The organism is Paenibacillus sp. FSL L8-0641, assembly GCF_038006265.1.
GTDB lineage: Bacteria > Bacillota > Bacilli > Paenibacillales > Paenibacillaceae > Paenibacillus > Paenibacillus polymyxa_D.
In genome coordinates this window covers 1,187,300-1,204,690 of record NZ_JBBOUW010000001.1, presented here as the reverse complement: position 1 = coordinate 1,204,690, position 17,391 = coordinate 1,187,300, and the positions used below count along the sequence as shown (strand labels likewise).

Annotated in this window: 13 protein-coding genes, 14 tRNA genes, 1 rRNA gene and 2 pseudogenes; 9 read left to right on the top strand and 21 right to left on the bottom strand. The window is 46.3% G+C overall.

The features are described from left to right. Window positions 1-119: 119 nt before the first annotated feature. On the bottom strand, window positions 120-4,151 hold the full coding sequence (locus MKY16_RS05400; RefSeq protein WP_340954449.1) for a DUF5695 domain-containing protein: 4,032 nt from the start codon (window positions 4,149-4,151) through the stop codon (window positions 120-122). A 525-nt stretch (window positions 4,152-4,676) separates the two neighbouring features. Between MKY16_RS05400 and MKY16_RS05395 the strand changes: the two genes are divergently transcribed. Beyond that, window positions 4,677-5,078 (top strand): VOC family protein, encoded by a 402-nt coding sequence (locus tag MKY16_RS05395; protein WP_029514787.1) that lies wholly within the window; start codon window positions 4,677-4,679, stop codon window positions 5,076-5,078. 481 nt (window positions 5,079-5,559) lie between these two features. Next, window positions 5,560-6,630 (top strand): SDR family oxidoreductase, encoded by a 1,071-nt coding sequence (locus MKY16_RS05390; protein WP_039269371.1) that lies wholly within the window; start codon window positions 5,560-5,562, stop codon window positions 6,628-6,630. A 46-nt stretch (window positions 6,631-6,676) separates the two neighbouring features. On the opposite strand, the gene MKY16_RS05385 is transcribed toward MKY16_RS05390, so the two are convergent. Continuing rightward, window positions 6,677-7,057, bottom strand: a complete 381-nt coding sequence (locus tag MKY16_RS05385) for a winged helix-turn-helix transcriptional regulator (protein ID WP_025685981.1) — start codon at window positions 7,055-7,057, stop codon at window positions 6,677-6,679. A 195-nt stretch (window positions 7,058-7,252) separates the two neighbouring features. Here MKY16_RS05385 and MKY16_RS05380 point away from each other — a divergent pair, with 195 nt between their 5' ends. After that, window positions 7,253-8,104, top strand: a complete 852-nt coding sequence (locus tag MKY16_RS05380) for an aldo/keto reductase (protein ID WP_340954445.1) — start codon at window positions 7,253-7,255, stop codon at window positions 8,102-8,104. A gap of 117 nt (window positions 8,105-8,221) precedes the next feature. On the opposite strand, the gene MKY16_RS05375 is transcribed toward MKY16_RS05380, so the two are convergent. Next, window positions 8,222-8,908, bottom strand: coding sequence for a TetR/AcrR family transcriptional regulator (locus tag MKY16_RS05375; protein ID WP_340954444.1), 687 nt, complete (start codon window positions 8,906-8,908; stop codon window positions 8,222-8,224). A 137-nt stretch (window positions 8,909-9,045) separates the two neighbouring features. Between MKY16_RS05375 and MKY16_RS05370 the strand changes: the two genes are divergently transcribed. Continuing rightward, window positions 9,046-10,398 (top strand): MATE family efflux transporter, encoded by a 1,353-nt coding sequence (locus tag MKY16_RS05370; protein ID WP_340954442.1) that lies wholly within the window; start codon window positions 9,046-9,048, stop codon window positions 10,396-10,398. Window positions 10,399-10,488: 90 nt separating this feature from the next. On the opposite strand, the gene MKY16_RS05365 is transcribed toward MKY16_RS05370, so the two are convergent. Together MKY16_RS05365 and MKY16_RS05360 are read right to left on the bottom strand one after the other, a co-directional pair. Beyond that, window positions 10,489-10,611 carry a hypothetical protein gene (locus MKY16_RS05365; protein WP_274386749.1) on the bottom strand — a complete coding sequence of 41 codons (123 nt, stop codon included), beginning with the start codon at window positions 10,609-10,611 and terminating at the stop codon, window positions 10,489-10,491. A 197-nt stretch (window positions 10,612-10,808) separates the two neighbouring features. Further along, entirely contained in the window at window positions 10,809-11,465 is a 657-nt protein-coding gene (locus MKY16_RS05360; protein WP_069010382.1) for a TetR/AcrR family transcriptional regulator, read from the bottom strand. A 167-nt stretch (window positions 11,466-11,632) separates the two neighbouring features. Between MKY16_RS05360 and MKY16_RS05355 the strand changes: the two genes are divergently transcribed. After that, window positions 11,633-12,385: an SDR family oxidoreductase gene (locus MKY16_RS05355; protein WP_069010381.1), complete on the top strand. Its 753-nt coding sequence runs from the start codon at window positions 11,633-11,635 to the stop codon at window positions 12,383-12,385. A gap of 46 nt (window positions 12,386-12,431) precedes the next feature. Then, entirely contained in the window at window positions 12,432-13,262 is an 831-nt protein-coding gene (locus MKY16_RS05350; RefSeq protein ID WP_340954435.1) for an SDR family oxidoreductase, read from the top strand. Between the two features lie 455 nt (window positions 13,263-13,717). Here the strand turns inward: MKY16_RS05350 and MKY16_RS05345 are convergent, their stop codons facing one another. Next, window positions 13,718-14,182 carry a hypothetical protein gene (locus MKY16_RS05345; protein ID WP_029514777.1) on the bottom strand — a complete coding sequence of 155 codons (465 nt, stop codon included), beginning with the start codon at window positions 14,180-14,182 and terminating at the stop codon, window positions 13,718-13,720. A gap of 461 nt (window positions 14,183-14,643) precedes the next feature. On the opposite strand from MKY16_RS05345, the gene MKY16_RS05340 reads away from it, so the two are divergent. The 3 genes and pseudogenes from MKY16_RS05340 to MKY16_RS05330 form a co-directional block, all read left to right on the top strand. Continuing rightward, window positions 14,644-14,886, top strand: coding sequence for a hypothetical protein (locus tag MKY16_RS05340; protein ID WP_340954432.1), 243 nt, complete (start codon window positions 14,644-14,646; stop codon window positions 14,884-14,886). Window positions 14,887-15,076: 190 nt separating this feature from the next. Further along, window positions 15,077-15,242, top strand: a pseudogene (locus MKY16_RS05335) (IS110 family transposase); the annotation flags it as partial. A gap of 14 nt (window positions 15,243-15,256) precedes the next feature. Continuing rightward, window positions 15,257-15,481: pseudogene (locus MKY16_RS05330) on the top strand (oxidoreductase); the annotation flags it as partial. Window positions 15,482-15,875: 394 nt separating this feature from the next. Here the strand turns inward: MKY16_RS05330 and MKY16_RS05325 are convergent. From MKY16_RS05325 to rrf, 15 genes are all read right to left on the bottom strand, one after another. Further along, window positions 15,876-15,955: transfer RNA gene (locus MKY16_RS05325), tRNA-Leu, on the bottom strand. A 12-nt stretch (window positions 15,956-15,967) separates the two neighbouring features. Next, a tRNA-Arg gene (locus MKY16_RS05320) sits at window positions 15,968-16,044 on the bottom strand. A 7-nt stretch (window positions 16,045-16,051) separates the two neighbouring features. Continuing rightward, window positions 16,052-16,126: transfer RNA gene (locus MKY16_RS05315), tRNA-Gly, on the bottom strand. 10 nt (window positions 16,127-16,136) lie between these two features. Continuing rightward, window positions 16,137-16,217, bottom strand: a tRNA-Leu gene (locus tag MKY16_RS05310). Between the two features lie 12 nt (window positions 16,218-16,229). After that, window positions 16,230-16,305 (bottom strand) — tRNA-Lys (locus MKY16_RS05305). A 7-nt stretch (window positions 16,306-16,312) separates the two neighbouring features. After that, window positions 16,313-16,406 (bottom strand) — tRNA-Tyr (locus tag MKY16_RS05300). Between the two features lie 4 nt (window positions 16,407-16,410). Then, window positions 16,411-16,486 (bottom strand) — tRNA-Thr (locus tag MKY16_RS05295). Window positions 16,487-16,499: 13 nt separating this feature from the next. Further along, window positions 16,500-16,576: transfer RNA gene (locus MKY16_RS05290), tRNA-Asp, on the bottom strand. 26 nt (window positions 16,577-16,602) lie between these two features. Continuing rightward, window positions 16,603-16,676, bottom strand: a tRNA-Met gene (locus MKY16_RS05285). Window positions 16,677-16,702: 26 nt separating this feature from the next. After that, window positions 16,703-16,778 (bottom strand) — tRNA-Val (locus tag MKY16_RS05280). A 10-nt stretch (window positions 16,779-16,788) separates the two neighbouring features. Next, window positions 16,789-16,860: transfer RNA gene (locus tag MKY16_RS05275), tRNA-Glu, on the bottom strand. 20 nt (window positions 16,861-16,880) lie between these two features. Continuing rightward, window positions 16,881-16,972 (bottom strand) — tRNA-Ser (locus MKY16_RS05270). Between the two features lie 3 nt (window positions 16,973-16,975). After that, window positions 16,976-17,051 (bottom strand) — tRNA-Asn (locus tag MKY16_RS05265). A 4-nt stretch (window positions 17,052-17,055) separates the two neighbouring features. Next, a tRNA-Ala gene (locus tag MKY16_RS05260) sits at window positions 17,056-17,131 on the bottom strand. A gap of 71 nt (window positions 17,132-17,202) precedes the next feature. Further along, window positions 17,203-17,319: ribosomal RNA gene (gene rrf / locus MKY16_RS05255) — 5S ribosomal RNA — on the bottom strand. Window positions 17,320-17,391: the final 72 nt, after the last annotated feature.

The window sequence follows — 17,391 nt, the reverse complement described above, 5'->3', positions numbered from 1 at the left end:
CACATTTTGTTCGCAGCTTTGCATTCCAAATGCAAGGATACCCACCGCCACTCTCCCCTTTATAGGAGGAAAGTGACGATGGGAAAGGTTACTCATGACTATGTGTTGTTGACTCCCATTCAGGATACCCCCGCTAATTTAGCGGAGCTGATAGGCCGAGGCGGTAAGGCAGATGTTACCGAGGGTGTCGTAATTGGCGGAGTTACTGAAGTTTCCGGACTAACCGGCGTTACCGCTGGAGCTGGAGCCGCAGCCCCTGCCTCAATCACGGTTACCTTCGCAATTGCCTTTAACTCTGTCCCTTCTACATTGCCCTTCAACTCAAACGAACCTGGAGCAGCGTACTGTGCAGGGTCTATATCTTCCCATTCCACAGCCACCCATTTGGTGGAGCCTTCACCATACGTAGCTTCCACTACGCTTGGCAGTTCGGGTTTTTCACCCGCACGAGTCGTCACGTTTACTTCTTTTAAAGCCGTAATTTTCTCGACTCCCGTTAGGCTTTGTGCTGTACCGGAGACCAAACCTGCTACCTCAGAAGCATTCAAAGCACGGCTGTAGATCCGGAATTCATCCACCAGACCATTGAAATAAGGATCAGGGTACTGAGATTTGCCGATAAAATTATTTTTGGTCTGTCCCAGACTGGTAGGATTCAGGGTCAAGTTGGTATTGCGTCCCACTTCTTTTCCATCCACGTATAAAATACCTGTGGAACCTGAAAGCGTGACCGCAACATGCTTCCATACGCCTGTCGGCAGTACAGGGCCTTCAATCGTCTGCTCCTGTCCCTGCCCGTTGCCTTGATTGGTAATGGCAAACAGCATGGTATTTCCTGCTTTAGGCGTCAGGAACATATATTCATTCGTCCCGGAGCCGAAGTCAAAGATCCGTACATAATCGCTCAGGCTGTTCGCTTTGACCCAGCCGGATACGGTCAATTGCTGTGCACGACTGACAATACCCACCGGAAGCTGCACGTAGCTGTCCTTGCCGTTCAGGCTGACAGCATTGCCTGTTTTACCCGCAGCCCATGCAGCCGTTCCCTTCACGGCAGCATCATTGCCACTGTCCGATGAATCCGCAACTACAGAACCGCTTGTTTCATCAAACTTGTAAACTGCAAGCTGTTCAAGTAACGGAGCGGCCGGTTCAGCTACCACCGTTACTTTAGCCTCCGCTGACAACTGAGAATCGCTGGCTGTCAGCTTGAACACATACGTTCCTGGCTCGGAAACGTCCACCTTCGTGCGCAGCGATGCTTTGCTGCTGAATGTGACCTTCGCGTCCTGCGGTCCTTCAACCAGACTCCATTCGCTTGTCACCTTGCCTTGTGGAAGTCCATCATCCGTAGCTGTGCCTTTCAAAATGATTTGATCCGGCAGCTTCACCTTCGAATCTTTGCTAGCGTCTACAACAGGTGCCTTGTTCGGATCCGGTGTGGTTGGTGTCAGCTCTACCGTGTAGGAGGAAGCTGTTCCAATCTCCAATTTAAGCTTGTTCGAAGGTGCATACGCATTAAATTTCCCTTGTGATTGACCGCCTACTTTAACCAAATACGTTCCTTTCTTCAAACCGTCAAATGTAACGTACGTAGAATGAGCTTGGCCTGGCGTTTGATTTTTCAACTGAAGCCATACATAATCCTTGGAAGTTGCCAGCTTGGCTTCTGTATACTGATCCTTTTCCAGCTCGATATACATCTTTTCCGTAATCAGATTGATTCGCTTGAACAAACCGTCCAGCGGCTTGATCGTATACACGTTGCCACTTTTACTCACCTCTGCACCGTAGCCCGTCAATCCAAAAATCGGATCCATCGCGATATCAGCGCTTAAGGTTTTGAGCGCACCGAACAATCCGAGATCAGCCTCACCACTCATGCCGCGCCAGCCGTTAAAGAGCGGAACATTTTTACCGCCGCCAGTGCCGTTCGTGCCGTTATTGCCTTTTTCCGCTTGATACGTCCATGCGACCGCCCCGATGTTTTCAGGGTCCGAGCTGATTTGCCCGGAGTTAATCGCTCCGACATTGGCAATTTTAGCTGCATAGGACAACCGTTGTTGTTCCTCACGGTGATTGTCCTCATGATGGCGAATCCAGTCATCCATCGCATATCCAGCAAGCGAAGTCGTGTACTGGAAGTTAAACCAGTTCTCCCCGGTAATCGTCACCGGATCGGTGTAGTAGTACCATACGGGCATGTGACCGCGTGCCGCACGGGTTTTGGCATTGATTTTACCCATCATTTCCAGGGCTTTACTTTGCTCGCCCTCTGTATCTATATTCTGCTTGGCTAACGTATATACAGCTTCTTCCCCTGTATTGTCATAGCTATATTCAGAACCATAAGGATACTTTGTATTTTTAAAATTGTTATATTTACGATCCATTTTTTCCTTAAGATCATTCGCTTCATCATCATAGCCTTCATCATGAAGTGCCTGAATAATATCCGGTGTGGTCAGTTCGCCCATCAAACCTGTTTCCCAGTTGTACGCGACTGGCCCTTCATACAATGCTTTGAAAATGTTATACGCCCGCAGCAAATACGTTTCCTTTGGATGCTTGTAAGTAACAAGATCCGGGTATTCCTTGGCAATCTTGTACATGCTGAAATACGTGTTGTATACATGCGGATAAGCATACCCTCGATAGGTCGGTGTATCGTTAGGCTCTGGCATCAAGAAATCATGAATTAAATAATCCTCATGATGTCCGTTCATCAGATTCGTCCAGATCGCCGTTTCCAAATAATCGTCTACGGCCCGCACCTCTTTAACGACCGGAGACAGTGTGTTTTTCTCAGCCAGGAACTGTCCGTGCGTCAGACCCCAATCGTCTCCCCAGCCCCAGTAGCCGTTGAAAATGTTCCGTTTGGATTTGGTATGCATCATCCAATCGTCAAATACCTTGTCGCGCAGATCACCCGGTACATTCCATTGGGTTTTGTCGACCATAAATGTAGCGTGCCGTTGCAGCGCTTGATCAATCGGCTCGATGGCATAAAATTGTAGAACCGTTTTGCTGCCATTGCCGTATTCTACCGTTATGAAATTCGGACCCAATTTAGTAAATTTCAATTCATAAATGTGGTGTCCTCCAGCCTTGCTATCCGTCTCTGGAATAACGGTTCCGTCGGGATAGGTTACTTTGCTGATCGCCTGCTTGGAGCGCAGGTCCACCTTCGCCTTTTGATTCGTAGGCACGATCATGCCAGGTACGACTGTTGTATCCACCAAGTTTTCTTGGTACAACGTATCTTTTACATCATGCTCGTCCTTCACAGCCAGAAACTTGAAGCCATAGTTTTTGCTTTGACCGGGATTCAGGATCAGGCTTGTATTGGGCAAATAGCCCCGGTTGGTGGACTTGATGACATTGGAATGAATATAAAATACATTCAGCCCTTCCAGCCATTTACCTTCATTGGCCGGATTCCAGGCCCATTTGCTGCCCGGATGCTCCTCATCCCGCCAGTGATCCTGATATTCAAAACCCGCACCTGTTGTCGAATCAGGAATCAGCAAAAGGGAAGAGCCAATGCCGCTGGGACGCCCAGCTGTAATATAGGAGCTGTTATTGCCGACAAAGGAATGCGTCACCACTCTAGTTTCGTAGATCGCATCACCATTAGTCCATTGCTCATTGAAAGGCAGAGGCAAACCGAAATCGCCAATCTCCAATTTTTTCCCACTTGTATTCTGTACCTGTATATTCCACAACACCGAACCATTCGACTCTGCCGAATACGTTTCGATGACTTTAAAATTGCGTATGCCTTCTGCATTAGTAGAGTTCTCGTACGTGACAGTGACACGGTTACCACTGGTTGTGATCTTGCGTGCGTCTGCCGACTTGTTCGTCCATGCTTTCGTCCAGCTACCTCCATCCAATCGATACGTGAACATCAGCTCCCCTAGCCACTGATGATCTGCGGTGTTCTGTTCAGGTGTTACCGTTGCGTTCATGACATACTCTGTCGGAAAAGCATCTCCCTTGATACGTATGGATGAAATTTCGCCATGCTCGCCTGTCTGAATCGTCAGCTTGTCATTGGATAGTTCATGGGCCTCTGCCGTATGCACTCCAAACAACACAGACGCTGTGGTTAAAAATAAAAACGCCGCCAATATTCCCTTAAATTTCATCAACACGGCCTCCTTTTGGATTTCGGGGTCCTGATTTGCTTGCCAATCACCTGAAGTCTCTTCATTTCGCCGCAACCTCCTTGGAAATGTAAGCGTTACAACTCTATTGTACAAATCCTTGTCCATTGGTAAAATCAACATTTTCAACCGATTTATATAGGATTTCAACCTTTCGAGACCACCACTTTATCATTGAACTATCGTTTCTCGTTAGTTCAATGTTTTAATTCTACTTTAGTCCCAAAAATTTAATTTCAGTAATTATATGTTTCGCGCTGAGGGTGCTTCTCTATAGACTGGATTACAAAACGCATTTCTACTTTGATGCGAAATCCATTTCTTGGCTAGATCGATACCTTGACGGAGACGATGCTGGAGCAGAGAAGTAAATAAGTTTACTAAGGAAACCGCAGAATGCATGACAGGAATGTCATACCTTGCAGTTTCTTTTATAAGATTCGCTTCTGCTGCCAGAAGTAGAGTATAGTAGGAGTAGTTGAAAAAATATTCCAGGAGGCTACAGCCATGTCACAGGATATCTGGATTAACCTGCCGGTCAAAGATGTTGAGAGGTCAACTGCCTTTTTCAATGAGATTGGATTCCATGCGGTGAGCGTTGGTAACGAGAGATCCAAGCTTGCCATAGGCCAAACAACGATTCTGCTGTTCCCGGATGCGGCGTTTGAGCAATTCACAGGTTCTAAAACCGCAGATACTTCCAATACCGCAGAAGTAATATTTTCCATTGGCGCTGAAAGCAGAGAAGAAGTAGATGCCTTTATTCAAAAAGTAGAGTTTGCCGGAGGAAACATCTTTGGCAAGCCGAGTGAAATTGACGGCTGGATGTACGGCGCAGGATTTGCCGACCTGGATGGTCACCGCTGGAACCTGCTGTACATGGATGAGAGCAAAATGCCGAAACGCTAATATGAAAACGCCGGTCACCTGCTTAAGGTGACCGGCGTTTTTTACACCCTTATAATCTCATATCAGTAATTCAAATCAAAATGGTTGCTTAGAAGGAAAAATTCGTGGGTTAAACTTATACAAATCACCTGGGTTAGCCCGTATTAATTTATTGGTCTTACATAAATAATCAATATTAACGCATATTTGAACTAACCTGCCCGTTAGCTGAATAGACTGCCGAATCATGCCAGCATCTATATTATTTGAACTATCGTCTTCCGTTAACTTAAACTACCTTTGAAAGCTAGCGCCGAGTATCCCATCTACCATAATGATTAAGAAAGCAAAGAGAGAGTTGACTGCCTTCTTTTCGTCTGAATATACCTCGATTACTTTAAAGTGCTTATGTCACTTTAATGTGCGTACTTCCTATGTATGGTTAGTTGATGCAAAATAATGTTGTACAAAGAAAGAATAGTACAGAAGGAGCTGAAACACTATGAATAATGAATCTACAACAACACGCAAAGTCGCCTTGGTCGTAGGTGCGAATGGTGTTATCGGTCGCAACCTCATTGATCACCTCATCTCTCTTCCTGATTGGGACGTGATCGGCGTATCGCGTCGCGGTGGAGAATCTAGCAACCATGTTCGATATGTGGCTGCGGATCTACTCAATATAGACGATCTTCACGAGAAGTTAAGCGATTTAACTGGGGTAACACACATTTTTTATGCTGCTTACCAAGACCGTCAAACTTGGGCTGAACTTGTTCCACCGAACCTCGCCATGTTAGTGAACATCGTAGAAGTGATCGAACCAATCGCGCCAGGCTTGAAACATGTCAGTCTGATGCAGGGATATAAGGTATACGGCGCACATCTCGGCCCGTTCAAAACTCCTGCTCGTGAGACAGACGCTAATCACATGCCTCCTGAGTTCAATATTGATCAGCAAGATTTTTTAGAACAACGGCAAAAAGGTAAGGCTTGGACTTGGTCTGCACTCCGTCCTTCTGTAGTCTGCGGCTTCTCGCTTGGAAATCCGATGAACCTCGCAATGGTCATAGCGATTTACGCTTCAATTTCGAAGGAACTTGGAATACCTTTGCGGTTTCCAGGTAAGTCAGGAGCTTACAACAGCCTCTTGGAGATGACAGACGCTGGGCTTCTCGCAAAGGCAACAGTATGGGCGGCGACCGACGAGCGCTGTGCGAATCAGGCATTCAACATTACGAACGGCGATCTGTTCCGTTGGAATGAGTTATGGCCGAAGATCGCTCAATACTTTGGTATGGAAACAGCCCCTCCGTTGCAAATGTCTCTGGACGTTGTCATGGAGGACAAGGAGCAGCTTTGGAACAAAATGGTTGAGAAGCATGGGCTTGCTCGGAATTCCTATAAAGACGTTTCCTCTTGGCTATTCGGCGATTTCGTGTTTGCATGGGATTACGATTTTTTTGCCGACGGAACTAAGGCTCGTCGTTTAGGCTTTCACGAATTCGTCGATACCGAAGCAATGTTTATGAACATCTTCAACGACTTCCGCAAGCGTAAAGTCATCCCGTAAACTACCGTATAAAATAAGAAAGCCGACCTTGTATTGGGTCGGTTTCTTAACTGTTATTCACGTCTGTAAGCATTGGATTAGCAAGAACAGTAGCCTTTCCCTCGTACTTTCTCTCTATATGCGAATCCCCCCAACGGCACATCAGATGTAGGAGTTCCTTTAGACTCCAGCCGTAGTCTGTCAACTCATACTCAACTCTAGGTGGTACCTGATTATAAGAAATACGTAAGATGACGCCCTCTTCTTCAAGCTCCCGAAGGTGCTGCGTTAACATCTTTTGAGTAATTGCGGGAATCAAGCTCTTAAATTCATTATTACGTTTCTTACCGAATGTCAAATGAAAGAGAATAACAGGTTTCCATTTCCCACCAATTACCTCTAAAGTTGCCTCAACTGCGGTGTTGTAAATTTTTTCAGTCTTTTTCACACAACTTGCCCCTTTTCGAATATTTCGAAACAGGTCATTGGTAACTCCTGATGAATTGGAGATATTAAATGTCCCTATTAAACATTATAACGACAACCAAATTATTAGGCTATCCTGCCCGTTAGTTGAACCCCGAATTAAATTAAGTTTTGCTTACATTCCGTAAAAGTATTTCCCTAATACTAAGGATTTTATATGCAAAAAGTAACTTTGAACAATGGGATTGAGATGCCTATACTCGGTTTTGGTGTTTATCAGATCCAAGATGCAAATGAATGTGAACAAAGCGTTTATGACGCTATTATGGCAGGCTATCGGCTGATTGATACCGCTGCCTCTTATCTAAATGAAGAAGCAGTTGGCAGAGCGATCAAACGTAGTGGCGTGGCAAGAGAGGAGTTATTTATCACTACGAAACTTTGGGTTCAGGATACTGGTTATGAGCGTACAAAAAAGGCATTTGAAAAATCACTGGAAAGATTGCAGTTGGATTATTTGGATTTGTATTTAATTCACCAGCCATATGGAGATGTGTTTGGTTCTTGGCGCGCTATGGAGGAATTGTATCGTGATGGAAAGGTCCGTGCAATCGGCGTTAGTAACTTCCATGAGGATCGCCTGATCGATTTGATTATTCATAATGAAGTAGTTCCTGCCGTAAATCAGGTTGAAACTCACCTATTCAACCAGCAAATTGAACATGCAAAATTTACGAAAGAGAATAATGTTCAGATCGAATCCTGGGCGCCTTTTGCTGAAGGGAAAAACAACTTGTTCCAGCATGAAATATTGGTATCCATAGCTGAAAAATATAATAAATCCGTTGCTCAGGTGGTTTTACGCTGGTTGGCACAAAGAGAAGTTGTTGTGATTCCAAAGTCTGTTCGTAAAGAGAGAATTATCAAAAACTTCGATATCTTTGACTTCGAGTTAAGCCAGGAGGATATGGAGTCGATTACTACGTTAGATACGAAACAGAGCCTGTTCTTTTCACATCGCGATCCTGACATGGTGAAATGGATCAGTACCCGTAAACTCGATATCTAACCCTCTTTCAAAAGATCCCCGTAGGTTTTGATTACGCCAAAAGAACCAACAATTTAGGGTAAACGTAAACCTAATTGAAACCGCCCATCCAATAACCGGATGGGCGGTTTTTACATACTACTTCTCCTTCTCCTGCTCCTTTATCACCTGCTCAATCCCCAACAGAATCAGCTTCAAGCCGAACTCAAACGCCCCGTCGGTTCCCATCAGATTGAACAGCCCGTTCGTGAACATCCTCCGAAACAGTCCCACATCCGTCTCGCTCATGGAGTCCAGAAGGCGAATCATCTCCTCACCCGGATGCGCTTTCTGGTCCTTAAAGATAGCGGAGACATTGCGCTCATGCTGATAATCGTCTAGAACGAAATAGAAGACATAGTTCACAAGCGTAGTAACCACTTGCATTTTCTGCTCTTGCTCAAGCGGCGTCGATTCCACGCAGAGCAGCATACGGTTGGTGAACCGGATGCTGTCCGGTTCGTGGGGCAGCGTCATCATCATGAGCTGCGTGGAGCAGGGATATCGGCTGAGCACGTTCCGTACCGTTACCGCAAGCCCCGTCAGCTGCTCCTTCCATTCCCCCTCGGAGTGGAACTCTTCCAGAATCATTTTCGATACCTGGTTGGCCAGACGCTGGTAGAGATGCTGTTTGCTCTTGAAGTACCAGTACAGAGAGGGAGCCTGAATCCCTAACCTGTCGGCCAATCGTCTCATGCTTAATTTCTCGATGCCCTCCTCTCCAAGAAGCTCCCACGAGGTTTCCAAAATCTTATCCTCCGAAATCTGAGGTTGCTGCTTTTTCATGTCATCCGCCCTTTTATCTAACAGTGTAAGTTTATGCTTTACAGGTTCATTGGTTCATGATACCATCTAACACTGTAAGGCACAACCTAACAGTGTTAGACTGGAAGGCAAAATAAATAGAGAAAGTAGTGATCCGCATGGATGCAGAAAACCTCCATTACTTTGAAAAAGCACCGGTCGCAAAAGCCGTAGCTCACTTCGCTATACCAATGATGCTAGGCACGTCAATGAGTGTCATTTATTCCATCTTGAATGCCTATTTCCTTGGTACACTTCACAATACTGCCATGTTAACCGTACTCGCACTGACCCTGCCGTTATTCGCAATCATTATGGCGCTAGGCAATTTGATTGGCATGGGTAGCGGTACATTCATCTCCCGTTTGCTAGGAGAGAAAAAATATGATGAGGTAAAGCATGTGTCTTCATTTGCCTTTTACAGCAGTTTAGTTCTCGGTCTTATCGTGATGGCCGTGGGTCTCCCGTTGATCAATCCAATCGTTCATGGCCTGGGAGCAACGTCTGACTCCTTCGGATTCACGAAGGACTATGTCACGATTATGCTTATTGGCTCACCATTCGTCGTATTATTCTTCACACTGGAGAATATCGTGCGTTCGGAGGGCGCAGCAATCACGTCGATGATCGGTATGATTCTCAGTGTTGTTATAAATATTATTCTCGACGCGTTAGTCATCTTCGTGCTCCATTGGGATGTGATCGGCGTTGCGTCTGCTACGGTCATTTCTAACTTGGTTGCGAGTGCATTCTACGCCTTCCATATGGGATATAAGAGCCAATTCTTAACCGTCTCCGTAAAATGGTTCAAGGCTACCAAGGACATTCTGAGCAATGTATTCAAAATCGGAGTTCCTGTCTTTATTATGAGTATCTTTTTGGGTGCAATGTCGCTCATCTTTAACCATTTTCTTGTCGAATACGGGGATCAGGCAGTAGCGGCTTACGGAATTTCATCACGTTTATTGCAATTTCCTGAGTTTATTCTGATGGGCTTATGCGAGGGAGTCGTGCCGTTGATTGCCTTCTCATTCACAGCGAATAAATTACGCATGAAGAATACCATTGGATTTACGATCAAAGTGATTGTGGCGTTAGCAGTCGTATTTGGCATCATCGTCTATTTGATTTCCGACCACTTAATTGGTTTATTTACAAATGACTCGCAATTAATTGGAATGGGCAGCTACATTCTACATGTGACATTCCTATCCTTGTTCATTACAGGAATGACCACATTGTTTACCGGGATCTTCCAAGCATCAGCACAAGGAACTGCCGCGTTTATTATGTCAATTATTCAAGGAATTACTCTGATTCCTGTGTTGTTTATCGCCAATCAAATGAACGGCTTCCACGGGGTGGTCTGGTCGCTTGTCATTGCGGATGCGGTCGCATTCCTTGTTGGTGCCATCATGTTGTATGTTTTGCGGACCAAATTGCAGCCAGAATTGGATAAGTTAGTACAGTAGAAAACATATAACACCCAAGAAGGCAGGATAGGACACTCCCCGACCCTGCCTTTTTTAGGTATATGGACGGGGAATAGGGCAATTGTCATTTTAAAAAGGAAAATGCCCCCTACCTACACGATCTTGCTTATTCAGCGCCCCCATCGCCACACTCATCGGAAAGTTCTTACCTCTGAAGATCATCGTTCCCAGCGCAAACTTCGAGACGAGCAAATCCGTGCCTCCTAATCCCTTATATTTCATTTTTCAACGCTACTGTATTAACCTGTACTGCCCGTTACTTCCATGAAAGAGGGAGCATTTGCCACGGCAGTGTGCTCCCTGTTCTAAATTCAAATATCGTTTCCCGTTAGTTGAATCATTTCTGTGATTGATCCACCTTGTAGATTCTTCTGGTAAGCGCCTGGCCATCATCGGTCCATGATATTTGGAGCTGTTTGCGGGTTTTTGAGTGCAGGCAGCAGAATGCCATCGATTAGCGCTGTGAAGAAAGGCTTGTCGAACGGTTTGCGCTGGATGAGTCCGCGAAAAGAAGCCATTGAAGTAATGACCTGGCAAGCCATCTCAATGTCTGCGTGAGCGGGAATTTCACCGCGGACGACGGCTCGGTTCATAAGCTCACGGTTCACAACAACCCATGGCTCGAAAATCCCGGCTGTTCCTGCTTCGGCAAATTCCGGATGCTGCAAAAAGGAGCCTAGGCCCGCTAGGACTCGAAATTTGCGTTCTTCTTCCGCGATCGATTGCGGCTTCAAAAGCACGAGGAGATCTTCGCGCAAGGTTCCTGTATCAGGCAAGCTTTCGAGCTTAAGATGATTCCGATTCATCCAGGCCAAGGCGTCTCGGACTAACTCCGCCTTGGAAGACCAGCGGCGGTAAACCGTCGCCTTCCCAGCCTTTGCTCGAGCCGCGACCATGTCCATTGTCATACCATCGAAACTCGTATCGGCGAGGATGTCGATTGTCGCCTCAAGGATTTTATCATCCCGCGTGTGATCTCGCTTGCGGCCCAATGCTTGCGCAGGCTTTTCTGCCACGACCTCAGATAATTCGCCCCTCTCAGACATTTTCTTTTTTATTTTACTCATAAACTTAGCTCCTTTTAAAATATATATTTAGAAACTTATTAGTTCCGGAACTTTACAGTTTCGATTTTGTGTGATTTAATATCATTATCCCACATCCCACAGGAAATATATAGATGGTATCCCATACCAAAAAGGAGATTACAACCATGCAGGACAAACCCATTGCCTTGATCACTGGCGCCAATAAAGGAATAGGTTTACAAATTGCGAAGGATCTAGCGGAACACGGCTTCACCGTGCTCGTCGGATCACGCAGCCTCGAAAATGGAGAAACTGCTTCCAAAAGCATCGGTTCGGATGCGCACGCTCTCCAGCTCGACGTTACCGATCAGGACTCCATTGTTGCTGCAGCAGAGCGTATTCGGAACGAATTTGGTCATCTCGATGTACTTGTGAACAATGCGGCCATATCACACGCAGGTAAACCGGGCGATCCGTTTCCGAGCAGTGGCGCGACGAGCGGTCTTTTGACCGTTGCTTCGCTCGAAGACATTCGTTCGGTTTATGAAACTAATGTTTTTGGTGTCATTGCTGTCACCCAGGCCATGTTACCACTTTTACGTGAGGCTCCGGCAGCACGCATCGTCAACATGGGCAGCACCGGCGGCTCTCTTAGCTGGAACTCCATTCCAGAAAACTCACATCGTGCGATGTTTGGGGCCTATTCGGCGTCAAAATCGGCTGTTCATGCGGTGACTCTTGCCTTTGCCTTTGCGCTTGAATCGACAAACATCAAGGTCAATGCGGCATGTCCAGGTTTTACATCGACTGCGCTCAATAATTTTGCTGGCACTCGTAGTGTTGAACAAGGGTCGCGTGAAGCAGTCCGGCTTGCGATGATTGGTGCGGACGGTCCAACAGGAACGTTCTCAGATGAGGATGGACCCATCGCGTGGTAATTATAATTTATACAATAATGGTTAGTAACTTAAGGGGGATTTCATGATGCGTGTTTTCGTAACAGGAGCAACAGGTTACATCGGTTCCGCTGTCGTCCGTGAACTCATGGATGCGGGTCATCAGGTCGTCGGTCTTGTGCGCTCAGACAATAGCGCTGCGAAACTAAAAAAGGCCGGGGCCGAAGTACACCGCGGTGACATCGACGATCTCGACAGCCTTCGTAGTGGTGCGGCTGCTGCGGATGGCATTATTCATCTGGCATTCAATCACGACTTCTCGAACTTCGCCAGGGCACTCACAGCAGATCTGCACGCCGTTGAAGCGATGGGGGCGGCGCTGGAAGGGTCTGGTAAGCCATTCGTGATCACCACGCACGCCAATGGAGTGGCAGCAGAAAACGTAGCGTTATTGCTGGCTGAGCGCGGAGTGCGGACATCAATCGTAGAGCTTTGTCCTTCGGTACACGGTGAGGGTGACACAGGATTTGTGCCGAGACTGATCAACATTGCCAAAACGAAGGGCTTCTCAGCCTATGTGGAAGGGGGGACCAACCGCTGGCCAGCTGTGCACCGCCTTGACGCCGCACATCTATACCGCCTTGCGTTAGAAAAGGCACCCGCCGATTCACGACTGAATGGGGTCGCAGATGAAGGTGTGCCATTTCGCGACATCGCAAGTGTTATCGGTAAACACCTGAACGTGCCTGTAGTCAGCATTTCACGTGAAGAAGCAGACACCCACTTCGGCTTCCTCAGCAGACTTGCAGCGCTCGATATCCCGAGATCAAGCGTTGCAACTCAGGAACTTCTGGGATGGCGGCCTGTGCAACCTGCACTGATCCACGACCTCGAACAGTCTCACTACTTCCACAACTGATTGGAGACAAGACCGAGAATCGATCATGGGCCGCTTAATAAAGCACTTGAGAAAAGCGAAGCAAGATATGGACTAACAACAACATGTATGAAATAGAAGTTTGGATATTAAAACAAAATCAACACGAGTGCATACCACACTAAGTGTTGTTACCTTCATTCGCAGCAAACTATTCTGGCTAATCGTATTGTTAGGTCACTTCGCACAAGGAAATTTTTCATCTTCACTTATGGTATGGTTCACCGCGATGGCTGAAAGGGCAAGTTCTCAAAAAAATAGTCTCCTTATCAGAGACTACCCGCGATCTTCCTGTTTGATAATCATACGATAAGCGGTAGCTTTTCATCATTCTTTCAAAAAAGGGCAATCCTTTTACGGGATAGCCCTTTCTTTAATTTCACTTTTTTGCAAAGAGAATAAGGTGCTGGATTCCTCCATTTGCGCTTTTGCTTACTTTAATATTGTCCTTTAATTACAAAAAACGAACCCCGAATTGTTCCAGCTAGTTTAGACTTCTGCCTAGCAAACTTAAACTTCCCTTCTAGCTCCTTTGGTACCTCCATCCCCTCAGAAAGCTTAAAACCAACAGCCCGCTTTTTAGGGTCATCCACCGTATACATGACATTGATTGCAAGACCATCCTCATAAAAAACGTAGGTAAATCGGATATTTTCCACTTGAAAACGCGACGTTTCTAAAGGTTTAGCCGCAAACGCAATATCACGTTCTTCTCTCAAAATTCGGTTCACATAATCAAGGCTCTCCTGGCTTTCGCTAGCTGGTACAACCGTAAATTCATACTTGTACTTGTTCATAAAATAACGGGCTTCATTAGCACGTAAACCAGCAAGCGCTTCTGCTACAGGTGAGGACTCTAAACCAACCGTAGATACATCTTTAAAATCAACGAGATACGACATTTCCATTCCTCCTATTCTCTCTTTACGCCCTAATAGCTTCCGCATTTCACCAAAATCAAATTCATTTCTCAAGTTGTTGTAGAAACATCCTTATAGCCAGACTTCAAATTAATTCTCTTATCTACCACATAGTATACCAAAATTGATTCAAGAGAAGATTTTGAATGGCGAATTTGTTAGTTTGTTAAATAGTGTTCACATAGACTGGTATTCACAAACACCGCTTTAAATATTCGACCAGCGAGATAATACGATACTGCCTATAGTTCCTCGAGGTCGGGAAATTAAGGACTCAGAGTATGTCCTACCAAAAAACTCTCGGCCTGTGTCCTGTACTTCCATTAAGGAGGTTCAGATTCACAAGCCAAAGATATTTTCATTCATGATGGTGGCCGTTAGTCCATGTTTGTTTGGGAAAGACCCTCTGCATGGAAGGGGGCGTACCCGCATACATAAACCAAATGAGTACGATACCTATCTATCATGAATATATAGATGCATGGCTGAAGAATCATATCGTGCCTGTAATTGTGCTAAACTTTGTAACGGTTATACACGAGCGCCAAATGAAAAAAATCGCCGGGGACGACAAGTTGTTGCGGCAGATGATCGCGGCTATGGACGAAGGCTTTCGCATGTTAGAGGCCTTACGGTATCCGCAAACGACCGGCGTTGATGCGCCTTTTTACGAAAATTTATCATAAGATGCCGATCAGCCGACTGGTTGACGGATCCGTAGGGGAAATCGTAGCTTTGAGCCGTGTGTTTCACCTTTGGAAGAAACAGATCCGGGTCCCTCCCCCCCAACTGGGATGAGTTGGAAAAGCGTTTTGAAGCCAAGGTCAACCGTTCATAACTTTTACCCTAGGAGTAATCAACCGAGGATGATCCTAGTTCTACAAAGAAGACTTTGAGCATTATAAAACAAGGGGCGTTTAGTTGCTTGAATCTTTGAAACTTAACACGACAGCATAACACGTTTACCGGTCTATATATTCAAATTAAGCTGCAGTTCCAAACCGCATTGGATCAGATATCCCCTGAATACAAAGGTGTTTATCGGGGATCTTCATTGAAGGTACGAACACCCGTACAGCAACTATTTATCCAGCAGCAATAAATACAGAGTTGTTGACTACCATCACAGATAAGAATACTTTAAAAGGTGCAACTGCATTGTATGAACAACATGGTATTTCACCTGATCGAGTTGCCAATGTTGTTGCGTTCGCGATTGATCAGCCAGAAGATACGAACGTTAATGAGTTTACAATTGGACCAACAAGTCAACCTTGGTAAGTTCATCTTCTAAAGCGCAAAAGTCTGTCGAGTTTCCCAACAGACTTTTGTGCTTTCTGTGTTGAGTTGGTGAAGTAAACTTAAAACTAACTTGTCCGTTAGTTTAATAAAAAGAGCAGACTTGAAGCGCCTGCTCAACATTGTGTGTTATTTAACTATCGTTCCTCGTTAGTTGTACGCCCTATCTTAATAACGCAAAAGAACGGAGGAGATTGCCTTGGGGTTTCTACTGCTTGTGATGTCGATAGAAATAGTTTAAAAGTAAAAAAGGAGAGATGGCATAAAAATAAGCCATCTCTCCTTTTTCATCTATATAAAGCGGGTAATGGGAATCGGACCCACGCTACCAGCTTGGAAGGCTGAGTTTTACCATTGAGCTACATCCCGAAATAGATGCCGGTGAGAGGACTCGAACCTCCACGGTTTCCCTCACGATTTTGAGTCGCGCGCGTCTGCCAATTCCGCCACACCGGCTTATGAAGTTAATGGCGTCCCCTGAGAGATTCGAACTCCCGACCTTTTGATTCGTAGTCAAACGCTCTATCCAGCTGAGCTAAGGGGACTAATAAATGGAGCGGACGACGGGAATCGAACCCGCGACCCTCGCCTTGGCAAGGCGATGCTCTACCGCTGAGCCACGTCCGCAAAAACAAGATGCGCGTGGAGGGACTTGAACCCCCACGTCAAAGACGCTAGATCCTAAGTCTAGTGCGTCTGCCAATTCCGCCACACGCGCATACAATGATAATGGTGAGCCATGAAGGACTCGAACCTTCGACACCCTGATTAAAAGTCAGGTGCTCTACCAACTGAGCTAATGGCTCGTAAAACTGGTGGAGGATGATGGATTCGAACCACCGAACCCGTAAGGGAGCAGATTTACAGTCTGATGCGTTTGGCCGTTTGGCCACTCCGCTAATCCTCCAATATGGTGCCGGCGAGAGGACTTGAACCCCCAACCTACTGATTACAAGTCAGTTGCTCTACCAGTTGAGCTACACCGGCGTATTAAGTTAAATGGCGGAACCGACGGGATTCGAACCCGCGATCTCCTGCGTGACAGGCAGGCATGTTAGGCCTCTACACCACGGTTCCAGAGGGAATTTCCTTAGTTGAAGTAATTGCGGGGGCAGGATTTGAACCTGCGACCTTCGGGTTATGAGCCCGACGAGCTACCGAACTGCTCCACCCCGCGACAGTAATAAATATTTATTTTTCAAATGGTGGAGGCTGAGGGGCTCGAACCCCCGACCCTCTGCTTGTAAGGCAGATGCTCTCCCAGCTGAGCTAAGCCTCCATACTGCTTATGACCCGTAGGGGATTCGAACCCCTGTTACCTCCGTGAAAGGGAGGTGTCTTAACCCCTTGACCAACGGGCCATATATCTATTATTAAGAGCTGGCGGAGAGAGAGGGATTCGAACCCTCGAGACGCTTTTGGCGCCTACACGATTTCCAATCGTGCTCCTTCGGCCAACTCGGACACCTCTCCACATGGCTCCCCGAACAGGACTCGAACCTGTGACAACTCGATTAACAGTCGAGTGCTCTACCAACTGAGCTATCAGGGAATATTGGTGGAGCCAAGGGGGATCGAACCCCTGACCTCCTGCGTGCAAGGCAGGCGCTCTCCCAGCTGAGCTATAGCCCCATCTAAAAAATCAATTTTGTATGTATAATCAATAGCCTGATAGGCGAAAAAAAAATCCCCATTATGGGGTTGCTTGGCGACGTCCTACTCTCCCAGGACCCTGCGGTCCAAGTACCATCGGCGCTGGAGGGCTTAACGGTCGTGTTCGGGATGGGTACGTGTGGAACCCCTCCGCTATCGCCACCAAACATGAAATTGCTATGCAAATTCTACATTCAAGGTTACACCCTGAAAACTGGATCCGAAACTCATTGCGCTTT